At 34.6% G+C, this 12,606-nt stretch carries 13 protein-coding genes; 5 read left to right on the plus strand and 8 right to left on the minus strand.

Annotation, left to right across the window (positions count from 1 at the left end):
* Window positions 1-35: 35 nt before the first annotated feature.
* Complete coding sequence (locus tag VK90_RS15900) at window positions 36-1,295, minus strand: extracellular solute-binding protein (protein ID WP_048374061.1); 1,260 nt, start codon at window positions 1,293-1,295, stop codon at window positions 36-38.
* 323 nt (window positions 1,296-1,618) lie between these two features.
* Between VK90_RS15900 and VK90_RS15905 the strand changes: the two genes are divergently transcribed.
* Window positions 1,619-3,379 (plus strand): alpha-glycosidase, encoded by a 1,761-nt coding sequence (locus VK90_RS15905; protein WP_048374062.1) that lies wholly within the window; start codon window positions 1,619-1,621, stop codon window positions 3,377-3,379.
* Window positions 3,380-3,418: 39 nt separating this feature from the next.
* Here VK90_RS15905 and VK90_RS15910 read toward each other — a convergent pair whose 3' ends face one another.
* On the minus strand, window positions 3,419-5,095 hold the full coding sequence (locus tag VK90_RS15910; protein ID WP_053081429.1) for a glycoside hydrolase family 13 protein: 1,677 nt from the start codon (window positions 5,093-5,095) through the stop codon (window positions 3,419-3,421).
* A gap of 275 nt (window positions 5,096-5,370) precedes the next feature.
* Between VK90_RS15910 and VK90_RS15915 the strand changes: the two genes are divergently transcribed.
* Entirely contained in the window at window positions 5,371-6,471 is a 1,101-nt protein-coding gene (locus tag VK90_RS15915; protein WP_048374064.1) for an ABC transporter ATP-binding protein, read from the plus strand.
* A gap of 69 nt (window positions 6,472-6,540) precedes the next feature.
* On the opposite strand, the gene VK90_RS15920 is transcribed toward VK90_RS15915, so the two are convergent.
* From VK90_RS15920 to VK90_RS15930, 3 genes are all read right to left on the minus strand, one after another.
* The gene (locus VK90_RS15920) at window positions 6,541-7,050 is read right to left on the minus strand and encodes an SDR family NAD(P)-dependent oxidoreductase (RefSeq protein ID WP_048374065.1); all 510 of its coding nucleotides are present in this window, start codon (window positions 7,048-7,050) and stop codon (window positions 6,541-6,543) included.
* A gap of 65 nt (window positions 7,051-7,115) precedes the next feature.
* Window positions 7,116-7,214, minus strand: a complete 99-nt coding sequence (locus VK90_RS15925) for a hypothetical protein (RefSeq protein ID WP_002173252.1) — start codon at window positions 7,212-7,214, stop codon at window positions 7,116-7,118.
* Between the two features lie 390 nt (window positions 7,215-7,604).
* The gene (locus VK90_RS15930; protein ID WP_002173253.1) at window positions 7,605-8,060 is read right to left on the minus strand and encodes an RDD family protein; all 456 of its coding nucleotides are present in this window, start codon (window positions 8,058-8,060) and stop codon (window positions 7,605-7,607) included.
* A 131-nt stretch (window positions 8,061-8,191) separates the two neighbouring features.
* Here VK90_RS15930 and VK90_RS15935 point away from each other — a divergent pair, with 131 nt between their 5' ends.
* Entirely contained in the window at window positions 8,192-8,623 is a 432-nt protein-coding gene (locus VK90_RS15935; protein WP_048374066.1) for a DUF3997 domain-containing protein, read from the plus strand.
* 44 nt (window positions 8,624-8,667) lie between these two features.
* Here VK90_RS15935 and VK90_RS15940 read toward each other — a convergent pair whose 3' ends face one another.
* Window positions 8,668-9,426 (minus strand): hypothetical protein, encoded by a 759-nt coding sequence (locus tag VK90_RS15940; RefSeq protein ID WP_048374067.1) that lies wholly within the window; start codon window positions 9,424-9,426, stop codon window positions 8,668-8,670.
* A 40-nt stretch (window positions 9,427-9,466) separates the two neighbouring features.
* Window positions 9,467-10,195, minus strand: coding sequence for a DUF4184 family protein (locus tag VK90_RS15945; RefSeq protein ID WP_048374068.1), 729 nt, complete (start codon window positions 10,193-10,195; stop codon window positions 9,467-9,469).
* Window positions 10,196-10,342: 147 nt separating this feature from the next.
* On the opposite strand from VK90_RS15945, the gene VK90_RS15950 reads away from it, so the two are divergent.
* A complete protein-coding gene (locus VK90_RS15950) occupies window positions 10,343-10,612 on the plus strand; it encodes a hypothetical protein (RefSeq protein WP_048374069.1) in 270 nt (89 codons plus the stop codon).
* Window positions 10,613-10,622: 10 nt separating this feature from the next.
* Entirely contained in the window at window positions 10,623-11,375 is a 753-nt protein-coding gene (locus VK90_RS15955) for an AAA family ATPase (RefSeq protein WP_048374070.1), read from the plus strand.
* Window positions 11,376-11,404: 29 nt separating this feature from the next.
* Here VK90_RS15955 and VK90_RS15960 read toward each other — a convergent pair whose 3' ends face one another.
* Window positions 11,405-12,580 carry an acetyl-CoA C-acetyltransferase gene (locus VK90_RS15960; RefSeq protein ID WP_002173259.1) on the minus strand — a complete coding sequence of 392 codons (1,176 nt, stop codon included), beginning with the start codon at window positions 12,578-12,580 and terminating at the stop codon, window positions 11,405-11,407.
* Between the last annotated feature and the right edge of the window lie 26 nt (window positions 12,581-12,606).

A 12,606-nucleotide genomic window follows, 5' to 3' on the forward strand; every position in this document is an offset into this window, starting at 1 on the left:
TCGTGCCTCTCATATTTAGAGGCACGAATTTCACCTTATTTTTTCTTACTATGATTTGCCTCAATATTACCTTTAATTTGTTTCACTGCATCATCAAGTGCTGCTTTTGGCTCTTGTTTATTTGATACAACTAATTGAAGCGCATCTCCAGCTGGTTTCCAAACTTCTTGCATTTCTGGAATATTTGGCATTGGAATTCCATTTTCTGATTGAGTCGCAACTGCTTTTGCAGCCTCATTATCTTTAATAACTGGATCTTCCATCACTGATTTTACTGGAGGAATTTCTTTTGTTTTCTCAAATCGAATTTTTGCATTTTCTTCATTTGTTACCCACTCAGTGAATTTTGTAGCTAAATCATTTTGTTTAGAGAAGCTTGTTACATGCCATCCTTTTACCCCAACAAATGTTTTCATCGGTTGACCATTTGGTAATTTCGGCATTGGAGCAACACCATAATCAATTCCAGCCTTTTCCATCGCTTGGAATGCCCATGGTCCGTTCATAATAGATGCTGCTTTTCCTTCATTAAATAATCCATCTGCAGCTGAACCGCCAGATTCACCAATAATTCCTTTTGGTAATAATTTTTCTTTATACCATTTTTGAATATATTCAGCACCTTGTACTGCACCACTATTATTTAATCCAATATCTGTCGGAGTCAGTTTTCCATCTTTTTCACCAAATACATAACCGCCCATACCCGCCATAAACGCGTTAGCAAAGTAGAAGTTATCTCCTAATGCTAAAAATCCGTACTTGCCATCCTTCGTAAAGTCTTTTGAGAAGTTAAACAGCTCGTCCATCGTTTCTGGTGCTTTTTGCATGAATTTTTTATTGTAAATAAAAATTGGTGTTTCAATTGCTTTTGGTAAACCGTATAGTTTTCCGTCGTATGTTTGTGCCTTTATTGATAGATCTGTAAATTTATTTTTTACCGCATCATCCACTTTCACCTCTGAAAGTAGCCCTTCTGTTACCGCATTACCAATATGATCATGCGGTAATGTTACAACATCTGGTCCTGTACCAGCTGGACCGTCGAGACGAAGTTTTTCTATTTGTTTCGTCATCTGAACCTCTACAACTTTTACTTTCACATTATATTTCTTTTCAAAACTTTCCACTGCCGGCTCTAGACCAACACCTTTTTTCTCATCTTCCCAAACGAGAAGATCATAATCCTTCTTCTCTTTACTTGCTTCTTTTTTCCCTGAATCTTTCGGTCCACATGCAGATAACATACCGATTGACAATGCTGAAATCGTTAATAGTGATAATGCTTTCTTCATCCCAAAAACCTCCCTAAATTGTCTATGTACCTTTTGATTGAAAACGTTTGCATTAGATAGTTTAATAGAAGCGCAAACAATATCATAATCTATGAAAACGTTTGCGCTATTTGTCTATCATTATACATCCTTTTATTCATTTTGCAAATATTAATTTTCAAAATAATCTTCTTCTACTCTTTATACATTGACTTTATCTGAAATGAATACTACTCTTATAAGCAATATTAAAGTTATGAGAAAAGCAATCGTTTGCAACACATTCTTTATTATTACGTTTAAGGGAACGATATGTATAGAGATATTAAAGGGGGATTTTCTATATGTTTAAAGAAGCGATTTATCATAGGCCAAAAGATAATTATGCATACGCTTACGACGAAAAAACGATTCACATCCGGATGCGTACAAAAAGAAACGATGTTCACACCGCCACTCTTATCTACGGTGATCCTTACGAATGGCAAAATGGGAAATGGATTACAGCAAGTACACCGATGAAAAAAACTGGTTCTACTGAGCTATTTGATTATTGGTCAATTTCGATTGAACCAAAGTTTAAACGCTTACGTTATGGATTTGAATTAAAAAATGATGCAGAAACTCTTATTTATACAGAGCGCGGTTTTTTTTCTAACATCCCAAATGACGATGTTGGTAACTTTTTCTGTTTTCCGTTTATTCATGCAAAAGATGTTTTCAAAGCCCCGTCCTGGATTAAAGACACAGTATGGTATCAAATTTTCCCAGAACGATTTGCTAACGGGGATAGCGCAATAAATCCAAAGAATACCCTTCCTTGGGGAAGTACAGAGCCAACTGCGACTAATTTTTTCGGAGGTGACTTTGCTGGGATTCTTCAAAATCTTAATTATCTTGCGAAGCTTGGAATCTCCGGCATTTATTTCACTCCTATTTTTAAGGCTCATTCGAATCATAAATATGACACAATTGACTACATGGAAATTGATCCACAATTTGGGACAAAAGAAACTTTTAAAGAACTCGTTCAGGCGTGTCATAAACATGGTATAAAAGTAATGCTTGACGCTGTTTTTAATCATAGTGGATATTTTTTCGATAAATTCCAAGACGTACTAGAAAATGGCGAGAAGTCAGCTTATAAAGAGTGGTTCCACATTCATGAATTTCCGATCATAACCGAGCCACTTCCTAATTACGATACTTTCGCGTTTACACCATATATGCCTAAATTAAATACTGCACACCCAGATGTAAAAGAATACTTACTTGAAGTAGGTCGTTATTGGGTAAGAGAATTCCATATAGATGGTTGGCGCCTTGATGTAGCAAATGAAGTCGATCATAGTTTTTGGAGAGAATTCCGAAGTGAAATAAAAGCAATAAATCCTGAAGTATATATTTTAGGAGAAATTTGGCACGATGCACTCCCATGGCTACAAGGTGATCAATTTGATGCTGTCATGAGCTACCCTGTTACAAATGCTTTGCTTTCTTACTTTGCTAACGATTCCATTAAAGCAAGTGAATTTATGAAACAAATTACAGAATCTTTACATTCCTACTCTATGAATGTAAACGAGGCTGCATTTCATTTATTAGACAGTCATGACACACCAAGAATTTTAACGACATGTAACGGGGATAAAAACAAGTTAAAGTTACTCTATGTATTCCACCTTTCCTTCATTGGTTCTCCTTGTATTTATTACGGAGACGAAATCGGTATGGATGGCGGAATGGACCCAGGTTGTCGTAAATGTATGATTTGGGATATAAAAGAACAAGACCACCTATTATTCACACATATACAAACATTAATTTCATTACGGAAACAATATAAAGCATTTGGAGGAAATGGTGCTTTTCAATTTATTGAAGCAAATGATGAACATAATTATATTTCTTATACAAAAACATATGAAGGTGAAACTATCTTTTTCGTTTTAAATCCTACTAACAACGAAATTACAGCTCCACTCCCTCTTCATATTACCGGAAAAAAAATAATCGATATATATACAAATGAAGAATTTTCAGCGGAAGCAAGTGTACTACAAGTTACACTCCCTCCGTATGGATTCTCAATATTAAAATGGTAATAGAAAAGGCCTTATGCCGCTCGGGCATAAGGCTTTTTCTTATTTTAATGTATACACCATTGCTTCATATGGACGTAATGTAATGTTATCTATCAATCCGCTTTCCACGTCGTAATTGTGTATTAATAACTCTGATTCGCTATAAATGATGTCCTCAGGCAATTCAAATACACATTCATCCGCAGTGAAGTTTGCAATAACAAGAAGTCTTTCTTCTCCATACGTTCTTACATAAGCAAAAATAGACGGGTTATTTTCTAGTATTAAATCATATGCTCCATACACTACTATTTCATTGTTTTTGCGTAACTCAATTAACTTTTTATAGTAATAAAAAATTGATTCTTCGTCTCGCATCGCTTGTTTCACATTAATCTCTTTGTAATTAGGATTTACCGCAATCCAAGGCTCACCCGTTGTGAATCCAGCATGTTCTCTATCATCCCACTGCATTGGAGTTCTAGCGTTATCTCGGCCCTTTATATAAATAGATTGCATCACTTTATCTTTATCTTCGCCACGCTCTATAACTTTTTCTTTATACATATTTAGTGTTTCAATATCTCGATATTCATCAATTGATTCAAATCGAACATTGGTCATTCCGATTTCTTCCCCTTGATAAATATACGGTGTTCCCTTCATCATATGAAGTACTGTCGCTAACATTTTCGCTGATTCAGTACGATAAACCCCATCATTACCAAAACGAGATACAACGCGCGGCTGATCATGATTATTCCAATAAAGACTATTCCATCCCGTTTGTTCTAATGCTTTTTGCCATTTTGTTAAATTTTGTTTCAATGTAAGGAGTGAACATGGTTTTACATCCCATTTCCCGCCTTCTCCAGAATCTAAATCCATATGTTCAAATTGGAATACCATTTGCAATTCGTCCCGGTCTTCTCCTGTATACAATTTGGCCTCTTCTGTCGTTACTCCCGGCATTTCACCAACTGTCATAATATCATAATGAGACAATACATCTTCATTCATTTCATGCAAATATTTATGAATGTTCGGACCGTTCATAAAATGCTTATGACCTGAAACATATCCTTCTTCGTCAGTTTCAACGGCTGGTAAGCCTTCTTCTTTAGAAATAAAATTAATAACATCCATACGGAATCCATCAATTCCTTTTTCTAACCAAAACTTCATCATTTTATAAACATCTTGTCTTACCTTTTCATTATCCCAATTTAAATCTGGCTGTTTTTTAGAAAACAGATGTAAATAATATTCATCTGTCATTTCATCATACTGCCATGCAGATCCACTAAAAGCTGCTCCCCAGTTATTCGGCTCTTTCCCGTCTTTTCCAGGACGCCATATATAGTAATCTCTATATTCATTATCTTTCGATTTACGTGATTCAATAAACCAATTATGTTCATCTGAAGTATGATTAACAACTAAGTCCATCATAAGTTTCATATTACGTTTATGCATTTCATGCAATAGTTCATCCCAATCTCCCATTGATCCAAACTCATGCATGATTTTACAATAATCACTTATATCATAACCGTTATCATCGTTTGGAGATTCATAGACTGGTGATAACCAAATTACATCAATACCTAATTCTTTTAAGTAATCTAGCTTCGAAAGAATTCCACGAAGATCACCTATACCATCACCGTTACTATCCATAAAACTACGAGGATAAATTTGATATACTACACTTTCTTTCCACCATTGCTTTTCCATTATGCTACCCCATTTCATCTATACTATAAATTCTTTTTCTTTTTTAAGGCGCAAACGTTTTCATTACTGAATGATAACAGATTCTATCCAAATTTAAAATAGCGCTTACAATGTTTATTTTCTTTTTTTAAGAAAACATACGGAACTTATTATATATTCAATAAGAAGAATGAAAACGTTTTATTTTTTTCTAGTGTTTTTATTTCTTTTTTGAATCTATTCGTTTATAATGAATTCAAAGAAAACGTTTGCATAAATTTCTAGGGGGAAATATCATGGCAGAACTGAAATTAGAAAACATTTATAAAATATATGATAATAACGTAACAGCCGTAACAGATTTTAATTTACACATTCAAGATAGAGAATTTATCGTATTCGTTGGCCCTTCTGGCTGCGGAAAATCTACTACACTACGAATGGTGGCTGGCCTTGAAGATATTTCAAAGGGAGAATTTTCAATTGATGGTAAGCTAATGAACGATGTTCCTCCAAAAGATCGAGATATCGCAATGGTCTTCCAAAACTACGCTCTTTATCCACATATGAGTGTATATGATAATATGGCATTTGGATTAAAACTTCGAAAAATACCGAAAGATGAAATCGACCGTCGAGTGAAAGATGCCGCTCAAATTTTAGGGCTTGAAGAATATTTAAATAGAAAACCAAAAGCTTTATCTGGTGGACAACGCCAACGTGTTGCATTAGGTCGAGCAATTGTTCGAGACGCAAAAGTTTTCTTAATGGATGAACCATTATCAAACTTAGACGCAAAACTACGTGTTGCAATGCGTTCAGAAATTTCCAAATTACATCACCGCCTTGGAACGACAACAATTTATGTAACACATGATCAAACAGAAGCAATGACAATGGCTTCACGTCTTGTTGTTATGAAAGACGGAAAAATCCAACAAATCGGAACTCCAAAAGAAGTATATGAAACACCTGAAAATATTTTCGTTGGTGGATTTATCGGCTCACCAGCAATGAATTTCTTCCGTGGAAAATTAACTGAAACCGATTTCGTTATAGAAAATGCACTAAAGATTAAAGTATCTGAAGGAAAAATGAAGTTATTACGCGAACAAGGCTATGTAAACAAAGAAATTGTATTAGGTATTCGTCCAGAAGATATTCATGATGAACTATTATTTTTAGAAGCTTCACAAACTACTACTTTTACAACAAAAATTGAAGTTGCAGAGTTGTTAGGTGCTGAATCCATTTTATATATGAAACTTGGAAGTCAAGATTTCGCAGCACGTGTTGATGCAAGACATACTTTTTCACCTGGTGACCAAATTAAACTTGCATTTGATATGAACAAAGCACATTTCTTTGATAGTCAAACCGAACAACGTATTCGTTAAAAAGTAAATTCTTAATATATAACATACAAAAAAACCGTCCACATATATGCTGAGGGCGGTTTTCCATTATTATACTAGGGCTTCTATTGTATGAAATGATTGTCCTTTCGTGCTAATAATACCGAAAACCGGTAAGTCACTGAGCACCACTTCTTCTTGCTGTTTCATAAAAGATGACGTTAATTGTTTTATCTCTATCCAAACGTCATTAATACAAAGTACATTGGAATCGTTCTCTTGTTGACGGGAAAAAATAGAATCTATTTTATATAGACCAGCATTTTGAAAAAGCATATCAACACGACTGTATGCCTCCATTGCAAAACTGATAACTCGTTGCCAATCTCCTTGCTTTTCCATATCATAGGAGACAAAAAGTGCCTCTCCGCCTAGATTCGTAATTTCATCCGCTGTTGCTTGTCCACTTTCTTGATCAATGTCCGTCACAATTACTTTTGCGCCTTGCTTAGCCAACAAAAGAGCTGTACTACGTCCAATACCGATGCCACCACCAGTTACAATGGCAACCTTTCCTGCAAGCTTCATTTTCATTACCCCTTCTATAAGTCTTACCGTGATTCAGTATACTCCTTTAATAGATTAGTCTGCAAGCAGGAAAAGTTAACATTATAAATTGTAAACGTTTACTTTTTTACTCCTTCTTTTTTCTTACTATTATATTGATCAAAAATTAAGCCGATAAAAATAAGAATTCCCCAAAAAATCAAGCTACCTCCCGTCATTCTAACTTCCCCCTTTGTTATACAACAATATTATGTGCATTCATTATATAATTTTCTTAATTTTCAATCTATTAAAACAAAAAATAGGATGTTTGAATTAGCTACTCGCTTCTTTAAACATCCTTCAGCAATATGGAGGGTACTATATAGGAGATATCCGCCCTATATAAATTCCATTATATCAATTCCATTTATCGAATTTTGTAAAACAATAAGAGGTAAATGATTATTTTTACAAAATTTAAATAAGACTCCCATCTAAATTAAATGGGAGTCTCGCTGCTCGTAAAAACACGATTGGTATGGCTTATAATCAATAGGGAGAGAAACGCTGATTCCCCCCCTCTTTATTACTATTATTTTTAATAGAATACATAATTTACATATCGCTTATACAAGACTCATCACTTTCGTCTTTGCAATTAAATCATGGAAGCCACAATTATCTTTGCGGAATAACATCATATATACATTGCATATTAATGGAATTCCAAGTAATAATATGCCTGGTAATAATAATACAAAAAATCGTATTATTAATGTTTGTAACGTTAGTTTTTCACTCGTTAATGAGATTATTTTTGTTCTTGTTACCTTTTTACCAAGTGTAGAACCGTTCCAAAGAAAAGGTAACACAATAAAATTTATTGCCATTAATACGAAAACAAGTGTGAGGTCATACCTATAGTCACCTAAACTTATATTAAAACGATTAAAAATAGCACTATAGTTTCCGGTGATAATAGCTACTACTGCACCGTACGTAACCGAGATTAAAAACATGTCAATAAGGGAAGCACCTATGCGATTCATTACAAGCGCTGGACGATGCATCTTTAACTTCATTCTGTGTCGACTCCTTCATATCCTTCTTTACCCGTTTCATCGTACCACTTCTAAAAAACATTGTAAACTAGCGTTTCTCTTACTTTTCTTGTACAATGTGTTACAACAGCATTGTAAAGGAGGTTCCCATATTGAAAAGATGGATAATCCTATTTGCCGCATTCTTATTAACAGGTTGTGCAGGCAATACAAATCATTTAACCTATACGATTAACGATGAATACGAACTCATGCATACTTCTGGAGATGCATTTGAACTTTTCCCCACACAGGATGCTGTATATGCAACACAGTATATCCCTGCAAAAATTACAGAGATTGCTTGGGATGATAAATATATTATCGCAAAACAAATTGAGGAAAAATCAGATCCAAATAATCCTGATTCAGCAATAACAAATAAAAAAAGTGAACATTATTGGATTATCGATGTAAAACACAATAAACGATTCGGTCCTTATAATGAAAAACAATTTAATGAACAAAAAGATGCTTTTAAAATTAAAGTGCCTTTTCAAAATGTAGAGTCATACGTTAAAGAACTAAAAAAACAGTCAGCATAATTTTGAATGCTGACTGTTTTTTCTTACATTATTATTAAGATATCTTATTTAGAAAGTGAAATATTAAAAGTTTGCGGTTCTTTAACAGTTTCATTTGTATCTCCTGCTGCTAAATCATCTGTCGTAAACTTAATATCCTTTACCTTTTCTTTTCCATCATCGAGTATTAGACCGATAATTCCTTCTCGTGTCTCACCAGGCTTATAATCTTCCCTTGATACACTCTTTGTACCAACGAGGGTATCTTCATCGTATAAAAAGTTTTGAGTCGCTACATTAAAATGTTGTTTGTCATTTATTGTAACATCATTCATAGAGAAAAATTGCATATTTTTATCTCCACTATTTTCTACCTTATATGTAATTTCAACATAACGAATCGTATCACTAATCTCTGTTCCACTTAACGATGCGTATAATTCAGCATCTTCTTGACTAACTTTATCTCCCAATCTACGCTTTACTTCTTCAGGAGTTAATGCAGTATACACTTTTAATGTATTTTTTGCATCTTTGCTCATTTGTGATAATGAGATTACTTTAACGTCTTGTACGTGAATTTTCATTGGGGCCACTTCAAATGTTTGATTCACAGAATTGATCTGTTCTAATTCAAAAGTCCCCCATCCTTTTTCTTTCACCTTTTGCCCTACTTTTTTAAGCTCACGCCCACCATACTCTTTTGTTTCTGGAATAGATTCTTTCTTTTTAGGTTCTGCTTTCTTTTCTTCTTGATGGAAGCAACCACTTAACATAAGAAGAAAACTACATAAAACAAAAATACATTTCCATGCTTTCATCATTTAATTTCTCCTAACACTATCATTCATTAAAATACATTAATTAGTCCCTTGTTTTGTAAACTATAGAAACAAAGAGAAGTCCACAAAACGAACTTGTCAGTCCAGCTACTATTATACCTCCTATTTGGAAAATATGAAAATAGGGGTCTAATAACGCATGAATGATAAATATAATGGCTGCCACAACGATTGATGAAGCCCAATATTTCCTTTTTTCCGAAGCTAAACTAGTATCTTTATCCGTTTCTCTCCTATATTCCCATAGTACATATATTAGTAATAGTAGACCAAAGCATGTACTCCCATGCTGCATATATTTATAAATTGGAATACCATGTAATCCTTGCTGTAACAACGGCATTTTCACAACAAAATAGCCTGTCTTATGGGTAAACGCATCCCAAACTACATGCGTCACCATACCGAATAGAGCAGAATAGCAAAATACAAAAAGATCTTTCCATGTATAAAGCCCCCACTTCTCATCTACTACATATTTATAATAACTAGCAAAAGGCTTAGGTAAATGTGTTATAAATGGTCCTTTTAAAATACGATGATATGCATATACTAATAAAATAACAAATGGTAAATTCAAATATAAAAACCCAGACCATGTATGTCCAATAATACCGTATGGCCTAAAATGTAAAAAATATTCAAAATCAGGTGCCATACTACCTAATATAAGAGCCGTCACTGAAATATAGCTAGAATGTTTCTTAGCGAAAGGGAGAACAGCTGCTGGATGTGCAAATGTAAACGGCATGTTTTTACTCCTTTTCATATTTTCAATAGAATACATTCTATCATAACGACATGAACAATCTCTATGCAATATTTATTTTTACATTGGAATATGATAGTTTAAATGTTATAATCACATGAAATATTCAGAAAATGAGGAGAGGTTCATGTGTCGTTAACACTTTTCTTTTCTCTTATTCTTTCTATTCTTTTAATAAGTACATACATAGGATTTTTTCTATGGAAGAACTTTAACATTATAAAATATACGCCTGCTCTAGTTGGCTTTATGAGCGTTCTTTTCATTTTTATATTGAAGAGAATGACTTTCGGATGGGAAGGTCTCGGTTTTGGCGCACTTCAATATACGATATTATTAGCAAGCTGTCTTACACTTGTATTCGCTACTTTTTTAGAAACAAAATCCCTTATGAATTGAGGTTTGTACATTGATCGAAACACCCTTTTTAAAAAGTGTCTCATTACAAAAAGAAAATATCCCTAGTTTTTCCGCATATCCATACTGTTTACCGGCCATTCGAACATTACAATCACTCGTTTTCCATCCGAATGTAACATTCATTATTGGAGAAAACGGAACTGGTAAATCAACATTACTCGAAGGAATTGCAGTTTCTCTAGGTTTTAATGCAGAAGGAGGAACGAAGAACTTCCGTTTTAACACGTATGATTCACATTCACCTTTACATGAATACATTCGAATTTCAAAAAGTTTCAACACACCAAAAGACGGATTCTTTCTACGTGCCGAATCATTTTATAACGTCGCTTCTTACATTGATGAAATGGATAACGATTCAGAAGGACTTGGGGAAAAAGTTATTAATTCTTATGGTGGTATTTCACTACACGAACAATCCCATGGCGAATCATTCTTCTCATTATTTATGAATCGTTTTTCAGGGCAAGGTTTATACATTTTAGATGAGCCTGAGGCAGCTTTATCCCCAATGAGACAACTTTCAATGCTTATTCGTATGCATGAACTAGCTGAACAAGGTTCACAATTTGTTATTGCGACTCATTCTCCTATTTTAATGGCTTATCCCGAATCTACTATATACTCTTTAACTCAAAAAGGGATTCACGAATCGACATTAGAAGAAACGGAGCATTACCAAACGACGAAACTTTTCTTTGAAAATCGCGATCGATTATTTCATCATTTATTTGAGTCATAAAAAAAGAGGCAGCAATCGCTGCCTCTTTTTTATAGCGCTTCTATAAATAATGCTACTCCAATACCGCCTCCAACGCATAGAGAGGCAATACCTTTTTCTAATCCACGTCGTTTTAATTCGTGAATTAAACTTACCGTAATACGAGCTCCTGTACAACCGATTGGATGCCCAAGTCCTACACCACTACCGTTTACATTCACTTTCTCACGATCTAAACCTAATTCTTTCTCTACAGCTAAATATTGCGCAGCGAAAGCTTCATTAATTTCAAGTAAATCAGCGTCTTCTAATGACCACTCTACTTTTTCTAATCCTTTGCGAATTGCTGGTGCCGGTCCAATCCCCATAATTTTCGGATCTACTCCAGCTACTGAATATCCAACAATTTTAGCTAATGGCTGTAAGCCTTTTTCCTTCGCTTTTTCTTCACTCATTAATACTAGAACTGCACTTCCATCATTAAGACCAGATGCATTCCCTGCAGTTACTGATCCACCTTTACGGAAAGCTGGTTTTAATCCTGCTAATTTTTCAGCTGTAATATCTGCACGTGGATGTTCATCCTTTGCAAATACAACTTCTTTTCTACGTTCTTTTATCGTAATAGGAACAATTTGATCGTCAAAATATCCAGACTCAATCGCTTGTAGCGCCAATGTATGACTACGAAGCGCAACTTCATCTTGTTCCTCTCTTGTAATTTCATATTGTTCAACTAAGTTTTCCGCTGTTTCCCCCATCATAATATGATGAATCGGATCTTCTAAAACTTCCCACACCGTATCACGAATTTCTCCGTGCTGTAGACGTTGTCCCCAGCGGTGTTGTTTTAATGCATAAGGGCTCGAACTCATCGCTTCTACTCCACCTGCAACAACAATATCACTTACACCTAATTGAATTTGCATTGCAGCGGACATAATCGCTTGCATACCTGAAGAACATTGACGTTGAATCGTATAACCAGTAACTGTGTCAGGAAATCCTGCCGCTAATGCAGCCGTTCTTGCCGTATTTGCTTCATCAGTTCTTTGAATACAATGACCTAAAATTACTTCATCAACTTCATGTGGCTCCACTCCGCCTCTTTTTACAGCTTCCTGAAGTACAGGAACAGCTAATTCTACTGGTGTTATATTTTTTAGTGCTCCTCCAAAAGTTCCAATTGGTGAACGAACTGCAGCTGTAATGACAACATTATGCATTTTGTACTTGCCCCTCTCTTATGTAC

Origin of the sequence: Bacillus sp. LK2 (assembly GCF_001043575.1) — a bacterium.
In the GTDB taxonomy this organism is placed as follows: domain Bacteria; phylum Bacillota; class Bacilli; order Bacillales; family Bacillaceae_G; genus Bacillus_A; species Bacillus_A paramycoides.